General features: G+C 74.1%; 14 protein-coding genes. All 14 read right to left on the bottom strand.

What is annotated here, in order from left to right:
• Positions 1 to 7: 7 nt before the first annotated feature.
• Positions 8 to 3,445, bottom strand: a complete 3,438-nt coding sequence (locus ABEB06_RS24660) for a S8 family serine peptidase (protein ID WP_345699076.1) — start codon at positions 3,443 to 3,445, stop codon at positions 8 to 10.
• Positions 3,446 to 3,532: 87 nt separating this feature from the next.
• The gene (locus tag ABEB06_RS24655; RefSeq protein WP_345699075.1) at positions 3,533 to 3,685 is read right to left on the bottom strand and encodes a hypothetical protein; all 153 of its coding nucleotides are present in this window, start codon (positions 3,683 to 3,685) and stop codon (positions 3,533 to 3,535) included.
• A gap of 291 nt (positions 3,686 to 3,976) precedes the next feature.
• A complete protein-coding gene (serA, locus tag ABEB06_RS24650; RefSeq protein ID WP_345699074.1) occupies positions 3,977 to 5,557 on the bottom strand; it encodes a phosphoglycerate dehydrogenase in 1,581 nt (526 codons plus the stop codon).
• Positions 5,558 to 5,770: 213 nt separating this feature from the next.
• On the bottom strand, positions 5,771 to 6,769 hold the full coding sequence (ilvC, locus tag ABEB06_RS24645; protein ID WP_345699073.1) for a ketol-acid reductoisomerase: 999 nt from the start codon (positions 6,767 to 6,769) through the stop codon (positions 5,771 to 5,773).
• A 126-nt stretch (positions 6,770 to 6,895) separates the two neighbouring features.
• Complete coding sequence (gene ilvN, locus ABEB06_RS24640) at positions 6,896 to 7,420, bottom strand: acetolactate synthase small subunit (RefSeq protein WP_345699072.1); 525 nt, start codon at positions 7,418 to 7,420, stop codon at positions 6,896 to 6,898.
• A 36-nt stretch (positions 7,421 to 7,456) separates the two neighbouring features.
• Positions 7,457 to 9,307 (bottom strand): acetolactate synthase large subunit, encoded by a 1,851-nt coding sequence (locus ABEB06_RS24635; RefSeq protein ID WP_345699071.1) that lies wholly within the window; start codon positions 9,305 to 9,307, stop codon positions 7,457 to 7,459.
• A gap of 222 nt (positions 9,308 to 9,529) precedes the next feature.
• Positions 9,530 to 12,514, bottom strand: coding sequence for a putative bifunctional diguanylate cyclase/phosphodiesterase (locus ABEB06_RS24630; RefSeq protein ID WP_345699070.1), 2,985 nt, complete (start codon positions 12,512 to 12,514; stop codon positions 9,530 to 9,532).
• 182 nt (positions 12,515 to 12,696) lie between these two features.
• Positions 12,697 to 15,768, bottom strand: a complete 3,072-nt coding sequence (locus ABEB06_RS24625) for a helix-turn-helix transcriptional regulator (RefSeq protein WP_345699069.1) — start codon at positions 15,766 to 15,768, stop codon at positions 12,697 to 12,699.
• 128 nt (positions 15,769 to 15,896) lie between these two features.
• A complete protein-coding gene (locus tag ABEB06_RS24620; protein WP_345699068.1) occupies positions 15,897 to 16,073 on the bottom strand; it encodes a hypothetical protein in 177 nt (58 codons plus the stop codon).
• Between the two features lie 192 nt (positions 16,074 to 16,265).
• A complete protein-coding gene (gene gatB / locus ABEB06_RS24615) occupies positions 16,266 to 17,765 on the bottom strand; it encodes an Asp-tRNA(Asn)/Glu-tRNA(Gln) amidotransferase subunit GatB (protein ID WP_345699067.1) in 1,500 nt (499 codons plus the stop codon).
• Positions 17,766 to 17,798: 33 nt separating this feature from the next.
• Complete coding sequence (locus ABEB06_RS24610) at positions 17,799 to 18,038, bottom strand: hypothetical protein (protein ID WP_345699066.1); 240 nt, start codon at positions 18,036 to 18,038, stop codon at positions 17,799 to 17,801.
• Positions 18,035 to 19,528: an Asp-tRNA(Asn)/Glu-tRNA(Gln) amidotransferase subunit GatA gene (gene gatA, locus ABEB06_RS24605; protein WP_345699065.1), complete on the bottom strand. Its 1,494-nt coding sequence runs from the start codon at positions 19,526 to 19,528 to the stop codon at positions 18,035 to 18,037. The genes ABEB06_RS24610 and gatA overlap by 4 nt, the downstream gene beginning before the upstream one ends.
• A 5-nt stretch (positions 19,529 to 19,533) precedes the next feature.
• Positions 19,534 to 19,830, bottom strand: a complete 297-nt coding sequence (gene gatC, locus ABEB06_RS24600; RefSeq protein ID WP_345699064.1) for an Asp-tRNA(Asn)/Glu-tRNA(Gln) amidotransferase subunit GatC — start codon at positions 19,828 to 19,830, stop codon at positions 19,534 to 19,536.
• Between the two features lie 88 nt (positions 19,831 to 19,918).
• Entirely contained in the window at positions 19,919 to 21,526 is a 1,608-nt protein-coding gene (locus ABEB06_RS24595) for a putative bifunctional diguanylate cyclase/phosphodiesterase (RefSeq protein ID WP_425559686.1), read from the bottom strand.
• Between the last annotated feature and the right edge of the window lie 250 nt (positions 21,527 to 21,776).

Raw genomic sequence — 21,776 nt, 5'->3', positions numbered from 1 at the left:
CGTCGGGTCAGCGGGAGTTGACGACCTGGAGGCGGCGCCCGTCGGGGTTGAGGTGGTGGACCAGGAGGAGCGGGGCCGGGACGGCGGGGTGGACGAACGCGCCCGGGGCGACGGGGGCGAGGAGGGTGCCGGAGCGGGTGAGGTCGACGGGGAGGGCGGGGCGGCCGTCGGCGAGGCCGAGCGTGTCGAGGGCGTCGGCCGGGTCGGAGGCGGAGACCGCGGTCCAGAGCGCGTAGCGCGGGTTCGTCAGGGGCGTCCTCAGGGCCGCCAGGCGGACCGGGAGGAGGAGCGCGTCGGTGTCCAGCAGGTCGGTGTCGGTGTCGCCCCAGCGCCCGTTCAGCGGCTGGACGTCCAGCTCGGCCCCGGTCCGGGCGTCCAGGGTGCGGGCGACCAGGATGTCGCTGCCCTTCAGCCGGCCCGCGACGACCAGGGCGTCGGTGGTGCCGTCGCCGTCGGTGTCGAGCGAGGCCCGGACGCCGTAGCCGCCGGCCGGGGTGGGGGCGGGCGCCCAGAGGGCCGCCGCCAGGTAGAGCACGCCGTCGCCGTCGGTGGCGGAACCGGCGGCCCGCAGGTTGGCGGCGCGGTCGCCCGGATCGGTGACGCACAGGTCGCGGCCCGGGCAGTCCGGCCAGCGGGTGCCCTCGGCGTCCAGGTGGAGGGCGCTGAGCAGACCGGCGCCGGCGCCGCGGACGGCGAGCAGGTCGGGGGTGCCGACCGCGGTGTGCGAGGAGGCCGGGCGCGGGGCGGCGAACAGCGGGACGCGCAGCGCGGGGTCGTCGCCGCGGGTCGGGGCGAGCTGCAGCCGGCCGGAGAGCTCACCGCGGTAGGTGCGGGCGCGGCCCGCCTGGGTCAGGTCGAGGGTGGCGTCGGGACGCCGCTCCAGCGCCGCGGGATCGGGGACGGCCAGCGTGACGGTCACCCGGGCGGTCCCGCCGGGCGGGACGTCCACCCGGGCGGGGGCGATCCGGAAGGCGGCGCCGGGGAGCTCGGTCGCGGGGAGGTACGAGGTCGCGTACGAGAGCGGCCGGTCGGAGAGGTTGCGGACCTCGACCTCGCGGACGAGCGCCGTCCGCCCGGTCACCGCGACGGGCCCGAAGGACACCCCGACCGCCCCGGTGTCCACGCCGGAGCCCCCACGGGAAGCCGAGGCGCCGCCGGAGGCCGGGCCGTCGGCTGCGCCGGAGGCGTCGGCGGAGCCGGCAGCCGTGCCGGACGAACGGCCGGAGGCCGGGCCCTGGCCGCCCCCGCCCCCCGCGGCAACGCCGGAAACCCTGCGGGAAGCCGGAGAGCCGGCGGAGCGGCCGGAGGCCGAGGTGTCGACTGCGCCGGTGACATCGCCGGAGGCGGACGAACGGCCGGAGGCCGGGCCGTCGGCTGCGCCGGAGCCGGCAGCCGTGCCGGACGACCCGCCGGAGGCCGCGGCGCCGGGGGGAGCGCCCGCGGGGGCGAGGGCGTAGGCGACGGCGGGGGTGCGGGTGGCGAGGTCGGCGCGGGTGCGGCCGGCGCCGGTGCGTTCGGGGCCGTAGACGGGGCCGGTGCGGTCGTCGCCGCGCCAGGTGTCGGTGGCGGTGTTCATCAGGGCGGCCTTGACCTGGCCCGCGGTCCAGTCGGGGTGGGCGGCGCGGACCAGGGCGGCGAGGCCGGCGACGTGCGGGGTGGCCATGGAGGTGCCGTCCTCCCGCATGCCGCCGGTGCCGGCCCCGGCCTTGGCGGACCAGATGGTCTCGCCGGGCGCCGCGAGGTCGGGCTTGACCAGGCCGGGGACGCCGATGCCGCGCGAGGTGAAGCCCGCGAGGGTGTCGGCGCGTTGCGGCTGGTCCTGGGAGACCGCGCCGTGCAGCGGATTGCCGGGGGTGGCGAGCCGGACCCGGACGGGCCCCTCCCCCGCCGCGCGGACGAGTCGTTCGCCGTCCGCGCGGGCGAGGATCGCGGCGGGGATCCGCTCGTTCCCGGCGATCTCGCCGAGCCCGTCGCCGTCGGCGGCGAACAGGGTGCCGACGGCTCCGGCGTCGGCGGCGTGGTCGGCGCGGGCGGCGGATCCGCAGGCGCGGTCGGGTTCGCGGGTGCGCCAGGCGAGCACGGCGATCTTCCCGGTCAGCCGGGCGGCGTCGGCGGCGCTGAAGGCGGTGCAGCCGTCGGTCTGGTCGGCGGGCAGGGCGAGGTCGCCGCTGACGTCGGCGGTGGCCCAGCCGCGGTAGCGGGAGCTCCAGTGGGCGGGGACGGGGCCGGCGAGGGCGGCGGGGGCCAGCACCTGGATGCCGTCGGCGTCGGTGTGCGGGTCGACGGAGGCGGCGACGGTCAGGGCGCGGGTGGCGGTGCCGGGGCTGCCGCCGACGGCGTAGACGTCGCCCTCGTTGCCGGCGGCGGCGACGACCACGGTGCCGAGCTCGGCGAGCCGGTCGGCGGCGAGGGCGTCGGCGTCGGCGGGGCTGCCGAAGGGGCTGCCGAGGGAGAGGTTGACGACGTCGAGGCGGTCGGCGAGGTCGCCGTCGCCGTTGGGGTCGGCGGCCAGGTCGAGGGCGTGGGCGAGCTGGTCGGTGGAGCCGTCGCAGCCGAACACCCGGATCGCGTACAGCTGGGCGCCGGGCGCGGCGCCGGGGCCGACGGTGAAGCCGACCGGGTCGAGGCCGGGCCGGTAGGGGCCGCGGTAGGTGGCGCCGGCGGTGGTGACGCCGTAGCCGGCGGCGGTGCCGGCGACGTGGGTGCCGTGGCCGTTGGCGGCGCAGTCGATCGGGTTGGGGTCGGGGTGCGGGGTGCGGGCGGCCTCGTCGGCGGACGGGTCGGGGTCGTACGCGTCGCCGACCAGGTCCTGGCCGCCGACCACCTTGGCGTTGGGGAAGAGCTCGGGCGGGGCGGGCCTGGCGCCGTCCACGGCGGTGAAGGCGGCCGCGGTGCCGGGGCCGCCGAAGTCGGCGTGGGTGTAGTCGATGCCGGAGTCGACGATGCCGATCCGCACGCCCTCGCCCGTGGTGCCGGTCGCCCCGGACCAGACGGCGGGGGCGCCGGTGAGCGGCACGGAGTACCCGTTGGCGCGGGTCTTGAGCGCCACCGGCCGCACCGCCCGGACGCCGGGCAGGGTGCCGAGCCGGGGCAGGTCGGCCGGGCGTACCCGCAGGGCGAGGCCGGCGGCCAGGGTGCGGGTGCGGTAGAGCGGGGCTGCGCCGGGGACGGCGGTGCGCACCGCGCGGTCGAGCCGGTCGATCGCCCGGTCGGCGCGGGCGCGCTGGTCGGCGCCGGCCCGGGCGGCCTCGTGGCGGACCGCCTCGGGCGAGCGCCGGGCCCGCCGGGCCTCGGCCGCGGCCCGCTGGTAGGCGGGCGCGGCGGCCTCGGTGTCGAGCTCCAGCAGGACGGTCAGCGCGCCCCCGGCGGGGACGGCTGCGGCGGCGGGCTGGACGGGGGCGAGCAGGGCGAGGGCGACGCCGAGAGCGGTGAGTGGGGTGCGCACGCCCTCAAGCTAGGGAGCGCGCACTGCTCCGTGCGAGCGAAGTCACTCCCAGGTGACGCCCCGTCACCCGGGCGGCCCAACGGGCCGTCAGTGGCCGGTGGCGCCGCCGTTGTCGCGGCGGTCCAGCGCACGCTGGAGGGCGGCCGCGGCGTAGGGGTTGGGCTCGGTGCGGCGACGGCGGCGCGGGGCGCGGTCGGCGGTGGCGGCGGGGGTGGCGTGGCGGTCTGCGACGGGGGGCATACCGGACTCCTTGGTGCAGGTGCGCGGACGGGCGCGCGCGAGGGTGGGGAGAGGGGTACGCGGAGCAGGGATCGCCTGCGAAGGAGCGTACGGGCACACGGGCCACACGCCCTGGCTTGCAGGGGTGGCACACCGTATGACTCCTTCACGGTACGACGGGAAGGCCGTGGTGTCTCTAGGAATACTTGGATTTCCTAGTATCTGAGACGAGCTTCACCCGGGTGCGCCCCGGCGCATGCGAACGGCCCTCCCGCCGCAGGGGCGGGAGGGCCGTCCGGGGCCGACGGAGGGTCAGCCGAGGTTGACCGAGCGGGCGAAACGGGCGCCGATCGCGCCGGCGATCTCGCCGAGGACCTCCTGGGAGACCTCGCTGTCCACGGTGATGGACGCGAGGGCGCTGTCGCCGTCACGGGCGACCTGCATGCCGGCGATGTTGATGCCGGCGTCGCCGAGGATCCGGCCGAGGGTGCCGACCACGCCGGGACGGTCCTCGTACTGGAAGAAGGCCATGTGGTCGGTGAGCGCCACGTCCACGTCGAAGCCGTCCACGCCGACGATCTTCTGGATCTGCTTGGGGCCGGACAGGGTGCCCGAGATGGACACCTCGCCGCCGCCCGACAGGGTGCCGCGCACGGTGATCACGTTGCGGTGCTCGGGCGACTCGCTGGAGGTGGTCAGGCGGACCTCGACACCACGCTCCTGGGCGAACAGCGGGGCGTTGACGTACGACACCGTCTCGGCCACCACGTCCTCGAACACGCCCTTCAGCGCGGAGAGTTCGAGCACCTTGACGTCGTGCTGGGTGATCTCGCCGCGGACCTCGACGTCGAGGCGGACGGCGACCTCGCCGGCCAGCGCGGTGAAGATCCGGCCGAGCTTCTCGGCGAGCGGCAGGCCCGGGCGCACGTCCTCGGCGATCACGCCGCCCTGGACGTTGACCGCGTCCGGCACGAGCTCGCCGGCCAGCGCGAGGCGCACCGAGCGGGCGACCGCGATGCCGGCCTTCTCCTGCGCCTCGTCGGTGGAGGCGCCCAGGTGCGGGGTGGCGACCACGTTGTCGAAGGCGAACAGCGGGGAGTCGGTGCACGGCTCCTTGGCGTACACGTCCAGGCCGGCGCCGGCGACGCGGCCGTCGCGCAGCGCGGAGGCCAGGGCCGCCTCGTCGACGATGCCGCCGCGGGCGGCGTTGACGATGCGCACGGTCGGCTTGACCTTGTGCAGCGCCTCCTCGCCGATCAGGCCGACGGTCTCCGGGGTCTTCGGGAGGTGGACGGTGATGAAGTCCGACACCTCCAGCAGCTCCTCCAGGGAGAGCAGCTTGACGCCCATCTGGGCGGCGCGGGCGGCCTGGATGTAGGGGTCGTACGCGACGATCTTCATGCCGAAGGCCGACATCCGCTGCGCGACCAGGACGCCGATCCGGCCGAGGCCGACCACGCCGAGGGTCTTCTCGCTCAGCTCGACGCCGGTGTACTTGTTGCGCTTCCACTCGCCCTGCTTGAGCGCGGCGTTGGCCGGCGCGATGTTGCGGGCGACGGAGATCAGCAGGCCGCAGGCGAGCTCGGCCGCGGTGACGATGTTGGAGGTCGGCGCGTTGACGACCATCACACCGGCCTTGGTGGCGGCGGAGACGTCCACGTTGTCCAGACCGACACCGGCGCGGGCGACGACCTTGAGCTTCTTGGCGGCGGCCAGCGCCTCGGCGTCCACCTTGGTGGCGGAGCGGATCAGGATGGCGTCGACGTCGGCGATCGCGGTCAGCAGCTCGGTGCGGTCGGCGCCGTTGCAGTTCCGGATCTCGAAGTCCGGCCCGAGGGCGTCGACGGTGGCGGGCGAGAGCTCTTCGGCGATGAGGACTACGGATTTGCTCACGACAGTGTGTCCTTAACTGTCCGGTTCACCCCGCCGCACGGAGGTGGCGTGCACAGGGGCGGGGGAAGGTGGCATGTCGCGTAGCTAGACGCACGACGCTGTGGGCCTGACGCGTACTCGGGAGTCTATCGGCGGGTTCCCTACGGGACTGCTCCCGTCCGGCGAAATCACTCGGACGAGAGCAGCCTCGTTGTACAAGCGGGGAGGACCGGCTCAGGCGGTCTCGTCCACCCAGCTCATCAGCTTGCGGAGCTTCTTGCCGGTGGTCTCCAGCAGGTGGTCGGCGTCCGCGTTCTTGTACTCGTTGTACTTCGGCAGGCCGGCCTTGTACTCGGCGATCCAGGTGTTGGCGAAGGTGCCGTCCTGGATCTCGGCGAGGACCTGCTTCATCGCGGCCTTGGTGTCGGCGGTGATGATGCGGGGGCCGGTCACGTAGTCGCCCCACTCGGCGGTCTCGGAGACCGACCAGCGCATCTTCTCCAGGCCGCCCTCGTACATCAGGTCGACGATGAGCTTCAGCTCGTGCAGGCACTCGAAGTAGGCGATCTCCGGCTGGTAGCCCGCCTCGACCAGGGTCTCGAAGCCGGCCTTGACCAGGGCGGCGGTGCCACCGCAGAGGACGGCCTGCTCACCGAACAGGTCGGTCTCGGTCTCCTCGGTGAAGGTGGTCTTGATCACGCCGGCCTTGGTGGCGCCCAGGCCCTTGGCGTAGGAGAGCGCCAGGTCGAACGCCTTGCCGGTGGCGTCCTGCTCCACCGCGACGATCGCCGGGACGCCGCGGCCCTCCTGGTACTGACGGCGCACCAGGTGACCCGGGCCCTTCGGGGCGACCATGCAGACGTCGACGTCGGCCGGCGGCTGGATGAAGCCGAAGCGGATGTTCAGGCCGTGGCCGAAGAACAGCGCGTCGCCGGCCTTCAGGTTCGGCTCGATCGCGTCCTTGTAGACGTCCGCCTGGATCGGGTCCGGCACCAGGATCATGATGACGTCGGCCTCGGCCGCCGCCTCCGACGGGGTCACGACCCGCAGACCCTGCTCCTCGGCGGCCGCGCGGGACTTCGAGCCCTCCAGGAGGCCGACCCGGACGTCGGCACCCGAGTCACGCAGCGACAGCGCGTGGGCGTGGCCCTGGCTGCCGTAACCGATGATCGCGACCTTGCGGCCCTGGATGATGGACAGGTCGGCGTCGTCTTCGTAGAACAGCTCGGCCACGGGGGCACATCTCCTTGCGTGGTGGTGATGCCGGGTCTTGCGGTTCCTACCGTACGAGGACCCGGCGTGATGTGGGGCGGTGCTTCAGGGTGTGAGACGCGGCGCCCGCGCGGAGCGCCAGGGTTGCTACGCGCTGCGATCGAGGGCGCGCAGCGAGCGGTCGGTGATCGAACGGGCGCCGCGACCGATGGCGACCAGGCCGGACTGGACCAACTCCTTGATGCCGTAGGGCTCCAGCATCTTGAGCATGGCCTCCAGCTTGTCGGAGGAGCCGGTCGCCTCGATGGTCACCGCGTCCGGCGAGACGTCGACGGTCTTGGCGCGGAAGAGCTGGACGATCTCGACGATCTGCGAGCGGGTCTCGGCGTCGGCGCGCACCTTGACCAGGACCAGCTCGCGCTGGACGGCCTGGGCCTGGTCCAGCTCGACGATCTTTATCACGTTGACCAGCTTGTTGAGCTGCTTGGTGACCTGCTCCAGCGGCAGGTCCTCGACGTTGACCACGATGGTCATCCGGGAGATGTCCGGGTGCTCGGTCGGGCCGACGGCGAGGGAGTCGATGTTGAAGCCCCGACGGGAGAACAGGGAGGCGATGCGGGCGAGCACGCCGGGCTTGTTCTCGACCAGGACGGAGAGGGTGTGCTTGGACATGGCGGTCATTGGCTCTCTATCGGTAGGTCGGGGCCGTCAGTCGAGGTCGTCGCCGAAATCGGGGCGGATGTCCCGGGCGAAGAGGATCTCGTCGTTGCTGGTGCCGGCGGCCACCATCGGCCAGACCATGGCGTCCTGGTGGACGATGAAGTCGATGACCACCGGGCGGTCGTTGATCTCCATCGCCTGCTTGATCACCGCGTCCAGGTCCTCCGGGCGCTCGCAGCGCAGGCCGACGCAGCCCATCGCCTCGGAGAGCAGCACGAAGTCGGGGATCCGGGTGCCCTGGGCCGGCGGCTCGATGCCGTCGTGGTCCGGGCCGGAGTGCAGCACGGTGTTGGAGTAGCGCTGGTTGTAGAACAGGGTCTGCCACTGGCGGACCATGCCCAGCGACCCGTTGTTGATCACCGCGACCTTGATCGGGATGTTGTTCAGCGCGCAGGTGACCAGCTCCTGGTTGGTCATCTGGAAGCAGCCGTCGCCGTCGATCGCCCAGACCGCGGTCTCCGGCATGCCCGCCTTGGCACCCATCGCGGCCGGAACGGCGTAGCCCATGGTGCCCGCGCCGCCGGAGTTCAGCCAGGTGGCCGGCTTCTCGAACTGGATGAACTGGCTCGCCCACATCTGGTGCTGGCCGACGCCCGCGGCGTAGATCGCGTCCGGGCCGACCAGCTGGCCGATCCGCTCGATCACCTGCTGCGGGGAGAGCTCACCGGCCGGGGCCGGCTCGTAGCCGAGCGGGTAGGTCTTCTTCCACTGGTCGAGCTTGCTCCACCAGTCGCCGTAGTCGCCGCGGTGGCCGGCGTCGTACTCGGCCTGGACGGCGACGATCAGGTCGGCGATCACCTCGCGGGCGTCACCGACGATCGGCACGTCCGCCGGGCGGTTCTTGCCGATCTCGGCGGGGTCGATGTCGGCGTGGACGACCTTGGCGCCGGGGGCGAAGGAGTCCAGCTTGCCGGTGACCCGGTCGTCGAAGCGGGCACCGAGGGTGAACAGCAGGTCCGCCTTCTGCAGCGCGGTGACCGCCGGGACGGAGCCGTGCATGCCGGGCATGCCCAGGTGCTGCGGGTGGCTGTCCGGGAAGACGCCGATCGCCATCAGGGTGGTCACCACCGGGGCGCCGGTCAGCTCGGCCAGGATCCGCAGCTCGGCGGAGGCCTGCGCCTTGAGCACGCCGCCGCCGACGTAGAGGACCGGGCGCTTGGCGTTGACCAGCAGCTTCGCGGCCTCGCGGATCTGCTTGGCGTGCGGCTTGGTGACCGGGCGGTAGCCGGGCAGCGAGGTCTCCACCGGCCAGCGGAAGGTGGTGGTGGCCTGCAGCGCGTCCTTGGCGATGTCGACCAGGACCGGGCCGGGACGGCCGGTGGCGGCGATGTGGAAGGCCTCGGCGATCACCCGGGGGATCTCGGCCGGGTCGGTCACCAGGAAGTTGTGCTTGGTGATCGGCATCGTGATGCCGCAGATGTCCGCCTCCTGGAAGGCGTCGGTGCCGATCGCCTTGGAGGCGACCTGACCGGTGATCGCCACCATGGCGACGGAGTCCATGTAGGCGTCGGCGATCGGGGTCACCAGGTTGGTGGCGCCCGGGCCGGAGGTCGCCATGCAGACGCCGACCTTCCCGGTGGCCTGCGCGTAGCCGGTGGCGGCGTGGCCGGCGCCCTGCTCGTGGCGGACCAGGATGTGGCGGACCTTGGTGGAGTCCATCAGCGGGTCGTACGCCGGGAGGATGGCACCACCGGGGATACCGAAGACGGTGTCCGCGCCCACGGCCTCGAGCGAGCGGATGAGCGACTGCGCGCCGGTCATGGTCTCGACGGTGGTCTGGGGACCCGGCGCGTGGGCTGCCGGGTTGTCCCCGCGGCGGGGGGCGGCGTGCTCAGTCATCTGCCTGTCTCTTCTCGATCGCGTGGTGTCTCAATCGTCCCGATTCGGGGCGTTCGAGGCCAGTGGTTCTGCGGTGCCGGAGCAGCTTTCGTGCAACAAAAAACCCCTCGTGCCCAGGGCATGCGAGGGGTGGCGCGTCGGTCTGCTTCAGCCGACGCGCCCGCCAAGTACGAGAATTCGGGTGCGCATGGCACCGACCTTCCTCCCACGCAGTGGCGGGTGTCAAGCTGGTGGGACCGGCGTCTCACCATGCGGTCCGCCCCCCGGACCGCCGACGGTATGGCGTTGTGGCAGGTCAAGTGCCCCGTGCAGGTGCGCGGAACGGGCCGCAACAGCACCCGATCGGGCGTCCGTGGCGAGGTGCGGGCGGCGCCCGCCGAGGGTGCCGACCGGACGCGGCAGCGGGAAGCCCCGGCGCAGCAGCGCGCGACGCAGCCGGAGCTCGTCCAGCGGCTGGGCGAAGGCCAGCCCCTGGGCCCGCCGGCAGCCCAGCTCCTGGAGCACCGCGAGCTGCCGGGGGGTGTCCACCCCCTCGGCGCCGGTGATCAGGCCGAGGTCGCGGCCGAGCCGCAGCGCGTGCCCGGCCAGGGTCCGGCCGAGCGCCGAGTCCGCGACGTCCTGGACCAGGCTGCGGTCCAGCTTCAGCGCGTCGAACGGGAGCCGGGTGAGCGCCCCCAGCGAGCCGCTGCCGGCCCCGAAGCCGGCCAGCGCGGTGGAGACCCCGAGCCGGCGCAGCGCGGCCAGCCGGCGGCCCAGCTCGTCCGCGGACTCGTCCGGCCCGGTCCGGGCCAGCTCGATCACCAGCAGCTCGGGCGGCAGCGCGCTCTCGCGCAGCGCGGCGGCGACCGTCTCGTACATCCCGGGGGCGCAGATCCGGTCGGCGCCGAGCCGGACGGTGACCGGGACGGGCGGCGCACCGGGCCCGTCGGCGCGTCGGCGGGCGGCGGCGGCCACCGCCTCCTGGAGCATCCAGCGGGCGAACCGGGTGGCGGCGTCGCCCTGCTCGGCGGTGCGCAGGAACTCGGCGGGGGTGAGCAGCAGGCCCTGCGCGGAGCGCCAGCGGGCCTGCGCCTCGACCCCGGCCAGCCGGCCGCCGGAGAGCTCCACCACCGGCTGGTGGAGCAGGGTGAAGCCGCCCTCGCGGACCGCCAGCCGCAGCCGGTCCTCCAGTTCGGTGCGGCGCTCCCGCTCGGCCCGCATGGCCGGGGTGTACAGCACCACCCGGCCCTTGCCCTCGGACTTGGCCCGGTACATCGCCAGGTCGGCGTTGCGCAGCAGCTCGTCGGCGGCCGCTCCGGCGATCGGATCGGCCCCGGGCGCCGGCCCGGGGCCGGCGGGCGGCGGTTCGCCGGCCCCGGGCTGGGTCGGGACGACCGGGCGCGGGGCCGGGGAGGGCTCGCGCGGGGCGAAGGCGATGCCGATGGAGGCGGCGACGCCGAGCTCGACGCCCCCGATCCAGTACGGCTCGGAGAGCGCGGAGCGGATCCGCTCCGCGAGGTCCTGCACCTGGGGCCGGCCGAGCCGGCCGCGCACCAGCACCGCGAACTCGTCGCCGCCGAACCGGGCCACGGTGTCCCCGGAGCGGACGGCGCCCTGCAGCCGGCGGGCGGCCTGCACCAGCAGCTCGTCGCCGACCTGGTGGCCGGCCGAGTCGTTGACCGCCTTGAAGCCGTCCAGGTCGAGGAAGAGCACGGCGGTGGTGGTGCCGTCCGGCCCGTCCGCGGCCAGCGCGGCGCGCACCCGGTGGCCGAACAGGGCGCGGTTGGGCAGGTCGGTGAGCGGGTCGTGGAAGGCGTTGTGCTGCAACTGGGCCTGCAGGCGGACCCGCTCGCTGACGTCCCGGCTGTTGAGGATCAGGCCGTCCCGGTACCGGTTGACGGTGGACTCCACGTGCAGCCACTCGCCGCCGCTGCCGGAGCGGATCCGGCACTCGACCCGGGCCGAGGGCTCGGCGGCGGCGCCCCGCACGCGGGAGCGGGCGAGGATCCGGCGGACCTCGCCCAGCACCCGGTCCACGTCCTCGGGGTGGACCAGGTTGAGCAGGTTGCCGCCGATCAGCTCCTCCGGGTCGCGGCTGTAGACCCGCAGCGCGGCCGGGCTGACGTAGGAGAGCACCCCGGTCTCCCCGGCGATCATGATGACGTCGCTGGAGCCCTGCACCAGGGAGCGGAAGTGGGCTTCCTTGTGGGCGAGTTCCTGGGCGAGCGAGAGGTTGTCCAGCAGCATGACGCCCTGCCGGAGGATCAGCGCCAGGCCGACCGTGCAGGCCGCGGCGAGCACCACCCGGTCCAGCGCGTGGCCGCCGAGCGCGTTGTAGAGGATCCCGGCGGTGGCCACGGCGGCGGCCACGTACGGGGTGAGCGCGCTGAAGGTGGAGGCGACCCGGCGGCGCGGGAGGCCGCCGAGCGAGGGGTGCTCGGAGCGGGCCGGGCGGCGGTCGTGCGACCAGGGCGCCCAGGCGAGCAGCACGCTGCCGGCGAACCAGCCGGCGTCCAGCAGCTCGCCGGAGTGGTACCCGCTGCGGAACTCGGGCGAGGTGAACAGGGCGTCGCAGACCACCGTGACGGCCAGCGCCACCATCGCGGTGTGCACGGCCGCCCGGTTGCCGTCCCGGCTGCGGAAGCGCAGGCCCACCACCAGGGAGACCAGCAGGATGTCCAGCAGCGGGTAGCCGAGGCCGAGCGCCAGTTTCAGCGGGTCGTCGCCCTCCCCCGCGGCGACCCGGCCGAGCGCCAGGCTCCAGCTCAGCGTGAACAGCGAGCCGGCCACCAGCCAGGCGTCCAGCAGCAGGCAGAGCCAGCCGGCCGCGCTGCGCGGCCGCTGGGCGAGCACCAGCAGCCCGAGGATGGCCAGCGGCGCGAACAGCAGGAAGGCGTAGTCGGCCAGCGAGTCGGGCGGCAGCGGGGTGCGCAGCACCAGCTCGTACCAGCCCCAGGTGCCGTTCCCGAACGCGACCATCGCGGAGGACAGGCCGAACAGCAGCCAGGCCGGCCGGGCGTGACCCCCGACGGTGAACCCCCTGATCAGGCAGGACAGCGCGGCCGCGAGGGCCGCCCCGGCCAGGCCGAAATCCCCCATGAACAGGGCGAGTCCACGCGAACCCCAGCCGACGGAGGCGCCGAGGGTGTAGCCGAGGCAGAGCGCCAGGAGCAGGGCGCCGGGCAGGCTGGGGCCCCGGGCAGGCAGCACCGAATCGGTGGAGTTCAAGCAGCATCTCCCCCTCCGGCCTGCGGCCGTACCGGCGTTCCCGCCTCCGGACCCTACACCACTCCGGTCACTCAGTGGCACGCCATCTCAACTTAGAGTAATGGGCCGCAGGTGGGCGGTGGCCGGTTCACCACGGGATCCCCCGATCGGCCCAGCGCGCCCCGCGCGCGGTCGCGCTGGGCTCAGCGTCCGGTCGCGGCGGGCTCGGTGTCGGGGAAGAGCCGCAGCCGGTGGGCGAGCGCGGCGGCCTCGCCGCGGCCGCCGACCTCCAGCTTGGCCAGGATGTTGGAGACGTGGACGCTGGCGGTCTTCGGCGAGATGTAGAGCTCCTCGGCGATCTGACGGTTGGTCCGGCCGAGGGCCAGCAGCCGCAGGACGTCCCGCTCGCGCCGGGTGAGACCGAGGCTCTCCACCGGATCGGCGGCGACGGCCGGACGCGGCCGGGGTGCGGCCGGCTCCAGGGCGAGTCCGGCCCGGACGGCGAGGTGCGCGACGTCCCGGCCGAGCCCGGTGTCGCCGCGCCGCGCGGCCGCGCCGGCCGCCTCCCTGAGCAGTGCGGCGGCGGACTCGCGGTGGCCGGCGGCCACCTGCGCCTCGGCGGCCCGCAGCAGGGCGAGCGCCAGCGGGTACGGCAGGCCGGTCGGGCGCAGGGTGTCGACGGCGTCGTCCCAGTGCCCGGCCGAGGGCCGGCCCTCGGCGCGGGCCAGTTCGCCGGCCAGCAGGTGGGACCAGCCGCGGTGCAGCGGCACCCTGGGGTCGAGCCGGGCGGCGGCCGCGGCGATCCGCTCCAGCACCACCGGTCGGCCGAGGTCGGCGGCGGGCAGGCCGCGGCTGTCCGCCTCGGCGCCGGCGGCGACCGCGAGCAGCGGCAGCAGCAGGGCCTCCTTGCCCTCGGCGCCGGTGGAGTCCAGGGCGTCGAACAGGATCTCGCGGGCCTCGGCGGGCCGGCCCCGGCGGGCGGCGAGCTGTACGCCGAGCTGCGCGGTGGGCAGCACGTGCTGCGGCTGGTCCTCCCGGCCGGCGGCGGTGCGGGCGCTCGCCCAGTGCGTCGCGGCGGCGTCCAGCTCCCCGCGCATCAGGGCGAGTTCGCCGCGCAGCCGGTCCAGGAACTCGTGGTACCACTCGGCGCCGGGCACCGAGGTCCAGGCGGTCAGCGTCGCGGCGGCCTCGTAGGGCCGGCCGACCGCGATCAGCGCCTCGGCGAGGTTGCCGGTGAGGATCGCGCCGGTGTTGCCGAGCAGCCCGGCCCGGTCGGCCACCTCCAGGCCGCGCCGGGCGACCTCGACCGCCTCCTCGGAGCGGCCGTGCAGCAGGAGCAGCGAGGCCAGGTTGTTCAGGCCCCGGGTGTGCAGGTCGAGGCCGAGCGGGCGGGAGCGCTCGACGGCGTCGGCGAGCATCGCCAGGCCGCCCTCGGGGTCGCCGAAGTCGCTGTACAGCGAGGCCAGGGTGATCCGGGCGTGCTGCTCGACGGAGTCGGCGCCGACCTGCCGGGCGATCTCCACGGCCCGTTCGGCGGTGGCGATCAGCTGCCGGTCGGGAGTGCGGAGCATGCCGTGCGCGGCGTCCTGGGCGAGCACCTCGGCCTGGATCGCGGACGGGCCGAGGTGGGCGACCAGGCGGTGCGCGTACTGGATCTCCTCCACGCCGCCGGCCCGGTTGAGGTGGCCGAGGATCCGGGCCCGCTGGAGGCGGAACCAGGCGGCCCGGACCGGGGCGCGGCCTTCGTCGACCAGCTTGAGCGCGCGCTTGGCGAGGCTGAGTCCGCGCTCCCGGTCGCCGGCGCGGCGGGCCGCGACGGTGGCCTCGGCGAGCACGTCAACCAGTTGCAGCCGGTCGCAGCTCTCGTCGTGCTCGCCGGCCGCGCAGGCGCACGGCGGGTAGGTGTCGGCCCAGTCGTACGGGCGCAGGGTGGTGGCGAGGACGTCCTCGGAGACCTCGTCCCACAGTTCGAGGGCGCGCTCCAGCATCCGCAGCTGCTCGGCGAAGGCGTTGCGGCGGCGGGCGGCGCGGGCGGCGTCCAGCGCGCTCGGCAGCGCCTTGGCCGGGTGGTGGGCGTGGTACCAGTAGTTGGCCAGCCGGGCGGGCCTGCCCTCGCCGCAGACCAGGGCCGGCTCGCGTTCCACGGCGGTGGCGAAGCTCCGGTTGATCCGGTACCGCTCGCCGGGCAGCAGGTCGTCGGAGACCGCCTCGCGGACCAGCGCGTGCCGGAACCGGTAGCCCTCGCCGTCGGTGTCCGGGCGCAGGATGTTGGCGCCGACCGCGGTGCGCAGCGCCTCGATCAGCCGGTCCTCGCCGAGTGCGGTGCCGATCGTGCTGTCGCCCTCGCCGAGCACGGCGGCGAGCAGCCCGTGCTCCACGTACGAGCCGCCCTCGGCGGCCGCCCTGAGCACCCGTTGGGTGTCGTCCGGCAGCGCCTCGACCCGGACCAGCAGCATGTCGCGCAGCGAGTCGGTCATCCCGGCGGAGCAGCCCTGCTGGTGGGAGGTGGCCAGCTCCTCGACGAACAGCGCGTTGCCCTCGGAGCGGCGGTGGATCCGGTCGACCAGCTCGCGGTCGGGGGTCGCGGTGCCGAGGATGCCGGCCAGCTGGGCGGCGACCTCGCGCTGGTCGAAGCGGTCGAGCTCCAGGCGCTGCACGGTGCGCAGCCGGTCCAGCTCGGCCAGGAAGGGCCGCAGCGGGTGGCGGCGGTGGAGGTCGTCGGTGCGGTAGGTGGCGAGGATCAGCAGCCGGGTGCCCTGCAGGGTGCGGATCAGGTAGGCGAGCAGCTCGCGGGTGGAGCGGTCGGACCAGTGCAGGTCCTCGACGGCGAGCACCACCGTGCGGCCGGTGCCGAGCCGCTCGAACAGCCGGCTGGCGTGGTCGAAGAGCCGGGCCCGGCCGAACTCGTCGTTGGGCTCGCCGTCGGCCTCGCCGAAGTCGGGGAAGAGCCGGGCCAGATGGCCCTCCATCCCGGCGGCGGCCCGGTCGAGTTCCGGGCCGAGCCGGCGGCGCAGCCGACGCAGCGCGGCGGCCAGCGGCGCGTACGGCAGGCCCTCGGCGCCGATCTCCAGGCACCCCCCGAGCGCGGTCACCACGGTGTCGGAGCCGGCGGCCGCCAGGAACTCCTCCACCAGCCGGGTCTTGCCGACCCCCGCCTCTCCCCCGATGAGGACCGCCTGCGGGTCGCCGTTCTCCGCCCGGCGCAGTGCACCCGTCAGGAGTCCGGTCTCGGTTCCTCGGCCCACGAAGACGGGGCTCACCGATGTCTGCTCCATGGCGGCGAGCATGCCACAGGCCGTGGACCGGAGCCGACCTGTTGTCCCCCGGTCCGGACGGCCCGAAGGGGAGGCGCCGGCGGCGTCCTCCCCTTCGTCGGCGCGGGCCGCTCGCGGCCCGGCGGTGGTCACCCGAGCCGCGCGGCGGGAGCGGTCAGGTGCAGGCTCCGGGCCACCCGGTGCAGCAGGCCCCCGTGCCGCCGGGCGACGGTCCGGCCGGCCGCCGCCTCGCGGGCCAGCCGCTCCTGGGCGGCCAGGGCGAGCAGCTCCTGCTGGCGGTGCTGGATGAGCTCGTACTCGATCATTGCGGTTCCCCTCGTTGCGGTGTTGAGTACGAGACTCCTCTCCCAGTGGGGGGTGCCACATCGGCCCGATGCCTCATCCCGGCCGGGGCCGGCGCCTCAGGACCCGGGCCCCGGATGCCGGAAGGCCCGTGCGCAGGGCTCCGGGGAGCCGTACGCACGGGCCTTTCCGTCCCGGGTGCCGTCTAAGGATCCTTAGGCGAGCTTCTCCAGGATCATGTCCTTGACCTTGGCGGCGTCGGCCTGGCCGCGGGTGGCCTTCATGACCGCGCCCACCAGGGCGCCGACCGCCTGGACCTTGCCGTCGCGGATCTTCGCGGCGATGTCCGGGTTCCCGGCGATCGCCTCGTCGACGGCCGCGCCGAGCGCCGAGTCGTCGGAGACCACGGCGAGGCCGCGCTTCTCGACGACCTGGTCCGGCTCGCCCTCGCCGGCGAGGACGCCCTCGATGACCTGGCGGGCCAGCTTGTCGTTGAGCTTGCCCTCGGCGACCAGCGCGCAGACCCGGGCCACCTGGACCGGGGTGATCGGCTGCTCGGACAGGTCCGTGCCGGTCTCGTTGGCGCGGCGGGCCAGCTCGCCCATCCACCACTTGCGGGCCTGGTCGGCCGGGGCGCCGGCGGCGATCGTCTCCGAGATCGGCTCGACCGCGCCGGCGTTGAGCACCGACTGCATGTCCTTGTCGGACAGGTCCCACTCGGCCTGCAGCCGGGCGCGGCGCACCCGGGGCAGCTCGGGCAGGCCGGTCCGGAGCTCCTCGACCCACTCGCGGGAGGGGGCGATCGGCACCAGGTCGGGCTCCGGGAAGTACCGGTAGTCCTCGGCGTTGTCCTTGATCCGGCCGGCCGTGGTGGTGCCGTTGTCCTCGTGGAAGTGCCGGGTCTCCTGGACGATCGTCCCGCCGTCGGTCAGGACGGTGGCGTGCCGCTGGATCTCGAAGCGCGCCGCCCGCTCGACCGAGCGCAGCGAGTTGACGTTCTTGGTCTCCGAGCGGGTGCCGAAGGTCTCGGTGCCGTTGGGGCGCAGCGACAGGTTGACGTCGCAGCGCATCTGGCCCTTGTCCATCCGGGCCTCGGAGACGCCCAGCGCCTTGATCAGCTCGCGCAGCTCGGCCACGTACGCCTTGGCGACCTCGGGGGCGCGGTGGCCGGCGCCCTGGATCGGCTTGGTGACGATCTCGATCAGCGGGATGCCGGCCCGGTTGTAGTCGAGCAGCGAGTACTCGGCGCCGTGGATGCGGCCGGTCGCGCCGCCCACGTGGGTGGACTTGCCGGTGTCCTCCTCCATGTGGGCGCGCTCGATCTCGACCCGGAAGACCTCGCCGTCCTCCAGCTGCACGTCGAGGTAGCCGTTGAAGGCGATCGGCTCGTCGTACTGGGAGGTCTGGAAGTTCTTCGGCATGTCCGGGTAGAAGTAGTTCTTCCGGGCGAACCGGCACCACTCGGCGATCTCGCAGTTCAGCGCGAGGCCGATCTTGATGGCCGACTCCACGCCGACGGCGTTGACCACCGGGAGCGAACCGGGCAGGCCGAGGCAGGTCGGGCAGGTCTGCGAGTTGGGCTCGGCGCCCAGCTCGGTCGAACACCCGCAGAACATCTTGGTCTTGGTACCCAGCTCGACGTGGACCTCAAGGCCCATCACCGGGTCGTACGAGGCCAGCGCGTCGTCGTACGAGACCAGGCTGATGACGCTCACAGCGTTTCCTTCACTTCTTCTCTCGGAGGTCCGTCAGCCGAGCAGCACGTCGTCGTCGCCGAGCTGGCGCAGCTCGCGGACGAGGAGTGCGGTGCCGGTGATCAGGGCGGCGGCGCCGACCAGGGCGTTGATCAGCTTGAGCGTGTCGCTCTCGGTCCGGGCCTTCTTGACGTCCTTGTAGATCGTCACCGCGCCGAACGCGCTGGTGCCGATGGACAGCCACAGGCCGGGCTTGGAGTGCTTGAAGCCCTTTGCCTTCGCTACGGTGCTCACAGTGCCGGTGCCTCCTCCAGCAGGGGGTGACCCCACTTGTCGTTGAGCGCGGCCTCGACGGCGCCGCCCACGCGGTACAGGCGGTCGTCCGCCATCGCGGGGGCGATGATCTGCAGGCCGACCGGGAGATTGTCCTCCGGGGCGAGCCCGCAGGGCAGCGACATGGCCGCGTTGCCGGCGAGGTTGGACGGAATGGTGCACAGGTCGGCCAGGTACATGGCCATCGGGTCGTCGGCGCGCTCGCCGATCGGGAACGCGGTGGTCGGCGTGGTCGGCGAGACCAGCACGTCCACGCCGGCGAACGCGGCGTCGAAGTCGCGCGAGATCAGCGTGCGGACCTTCTGCGCCGAGCCGTAGTAGGCGTCGTAGTAGCCCGAGGAGAGCGCGTAGGTGCCGAGGATGATGCGGCGCTTCACCTCGTCGCCGAAGCCCGCCTCGCGGGTCAGCGCGGTGACCTGCTCGGCCGAGCGGCCGCCCTCGTCGCCGACCCGCAGGCCGTAGCGCATGGCGTCGAAGCGGGCCAGGTTGGAGGAGGCCTCGCTGGGCGCGATCAGGTAGTACGCGGGCAGCGCCAGGGTGAAGGACGGGCAGGACACCTCGACCACCTCGGCGCCCAGCTCGCGCAGCAGCTCCACGCTCTCGTTGAAGCGCTGCATCACACCGGCCTGGTAGCCCTCGCCGGCGAACTCCTTGACGACGCCGATCCGCATGCCGCGGATGTCGCGCCGCTTCGCCGCCTCGACCACGGCCGGGACCGGCGCGTCGATGGAGGTGGAGTCCAGCGGGTCGTAGCCGGCGATCGCCTCGTGCAGCAGGGCCGCGTCGAGGACGGTGCGGGCGCACGGGCCGCCCTGGTCCAGGGAGGAGGAGAAGGCGACCAGGCCGTAGCGGGAGACCGAGCCGTAGGTCGGCTTCACACCGACGGTGCCGGTGACGGCGCCCGGCTGGCGGATCGAACCGCCGGTGTCGGTGCCGATCGCCAGCGGTGCCTCGTACGCGGCGAGCGCCGCGGCCGAGCCGCCGCCGGAGCCGCCCGGGATGCGGGACAGGTCCCACGGGTTGCCGGTCGGGCCGTAGGCGGAGTTCTCGGTGGAGGAGCCCATCGCGAACTCGTCCATGTTGGTCTTGCCGAGGATCACCACGTCCGCGTCCTTCAGACGCGAGGTCAGGGTGGCGTCGTACGGCGGGATCCAGCCCTCGAGGATCTTCGAACCACAGGTGGTCGGGATCCCCTTGGTGGTGAAGACGTCCTTCAGCGCCAGCGGGACGCCGGCCAGCGGGCCCAGCTCCTCGCCGCGGGCGCGCTTGTCGTCCACCGTGCGGGCGGCCTTCAGCGCACCCTCGGTGTCGACGTGCAGGAAGGCGTTGACCTTCTCGTCGACCGCGTTGATGCGGTCGAGGTGGGCCTGGGCGACCTCGACGGCCGAGACCTCGCCCTTGGAGATCGCGGCGGCGGTCTCGGCAGCGGTGAACTTGATCAGCTCGGTCATCTCGGTCAGTCCTCCCCGAGGATCTGGGGAACGCGGAAACGCTGGTCCTCACTGGCGGGGGCGCCGGAGAGCGCCTGCTCCGGCGTGAGCGACGGACGCACCTCGTCGGCACGCATGACGTTGGTCAGCGGCAGCGGGTGCGAGGTCGGCGGGACGTCCTGTCCGGCCACCTCGGAAACGCGGGCGACCGCGCCGATGATCACGTCGAGCTGCTCGGCGAAGTGGTCCAGCTCTTCGGCCTGCAACTCCAGACGCGACAGCCGGGCGAGGTGGGCGACCTCCTCGCGCGTGATGCCAGCCATGCGGCGATCCTCTCCTTACATGGGTCAGACCCCCATCCTATGGGCACACGGGTGGGCATTTTCCGGCGCCGCGGGCCGGGGCGGCGCCTCACTGCGGGGCGAGGCGCTCCACGTCCGGCGCTTCGGTCCGGTGCACCAGCAGCCAGGCGGTGGCCTGGTCGGCGGGCAGCGCGGCGGAGACCAGCCAGCCCTGGACCGCGTCCACCCCCATCAGCTGGAGGCGCTCCCAGGTCTCGTCGTCCTCGACGCCCTCGGCGACCACGGTCAGCCCGAGCGAGTGGGCGAGTTCGACCGAGCAGCGGACCACCGCCGCGTCGTGGTCGTCCGCGACCATCCGCGACACGAAGGACCGGTCGATCTTCAACTCCCCCACCGGGAGGCTGCGCAGCCGCACCAGTGAGGAGTGCCCGGTGCCGAAGTCGTCCAGCGACATCCGCACGCCGTACCGCCGCAGCTCGTCGAGCGTGTCGGCGGCCCGCCGGGAGTCGTCCAGCAGCAGCCGCTCGGTGATCTCCAGCTGCAGCGCGTCGGCGGGCACGTCGTGCCGCTTGAGGTGGCCGGCCACCCGCTGGGCGAAGCCCGGGTTGAGCACGTCGCGCGGCGAGACGTTGACGGCGACCGGCACCATCAGGCCCTGCGCCCGCCAGAGCGCCAGCTGGCCGACCGCCGTCTCCAGGACGTAGTCGGTCAGCCGGGGCATCAGGCCGCTGGACTCCGCCAGGCTGATGAACTCGTCCGGGGGGATCCGGCCCTGGCCGGGGCGGTCCCAGCGGACCAGCGCCTCCAGGCCGACCACCCGGCCGTCGAAGGCGACCTTCGGCTGGTAGTGCAGCTGCACCTCGGACAGCTCCAGGGCCCGCCGCAGGTCGCCGAGCAGGCCGATCCGGTACGGCGTGTCGACGTCCCGGGCCTCGTCGTAGCGCTCCACGCCGGAGCGGCCGCGCTGGGCGTGGCCCATCGCGACGTCGGCGCGGCGCAGCAGCGACTCGGCGTCCTGGGCGTGCGTCGGGTAGACGCACACCCCGGCGCTGGCCTCCAGCACCAGCAGCAGCCCGTCGAGGCGGATCGGCGCGGCGAGTTCGGTGATCAGCGCCTTGGCCACCCGCTCCAGCACCTCGGTGGAGCCGACGCCCGGGAGCAGCACGGCGAACTCGTCGCCGCCCATCCGGGCCACCACCGGCCGCTCGCCGCGCTGCGCGGGCTGCGGCGGCAGGGCGGCGGCCAGCTCGTCCCCGCCCTCGCCGTGCGGGCCGTGGCCGGTGCCGGTGCGCAGCGCGCGGTGCAGCCGGCGGGCGATGTGGACCAGCAGCCGGTCGCCCGCGGTGTGGCCGAGCGCGTCGTTCAGCGAACGGAACCGGTCCAGGTCGAGCAGGATCAGCCCGACCTGGTACCCGGGTTCGGCGTCGTGCCGGGTGAGCGCCTCCTGGGTGGCGAGCAGCAGTGCCTGCCGGTTGGGGAGGTCGGTCAGCGGGTCGGTGAGCTGGTCCCGGGCGCGGTCGCGGGCGATCCGCCAGGCCGCGACCAGCACCGCGAGGGGCACGGCGAACAGCGGCAGCAGCTCGGGCTCGTACCGGTAGACCAGGACGGCCAGCGGGATGAGCGGCGCAGCGCCGGCCAGCAGCACGCCGAGCAGCAGGACCGCACCCGCCACCCCCTGCGGCGGGCGTGTGGGCGCGCCGCCGGTCGTACGATCCATAGCCCTGTCCTCCGTCGGGCCCGCCCCGTCAGGCCGCCTTACGGTGAGGCACCGTCACGGTGCCGGCGGACGTCAGGCGAGGGGCGTCCCCACGGAGTCCGGGCATGACCGGACCACACACCCTTGCTGACAGTTCGTTGCACCAAGGGTAAGCCGGTGTCCGTCGGGAGGGCACACTTTCGGACATCCTCCCGCGGCCTTCGGCCGGGGGGCGCCCCCCAGAGCGCGTCACCGGTCACCGCGCGCTGCA

Source organism: Kitasatospora terrestris (genome assembly GCF_039542905.1).
GTDB classification, from domain to species: domain Bacteria; phylum Actinomycetota; class Actinomycetes; order Streptomycetales; family Streptomycetaceae; genus Kitasatospora; species Kitasatospora terrestris.
This window is presented reverse-complemented; position numbering and strand designations above follow the sequence as displayed.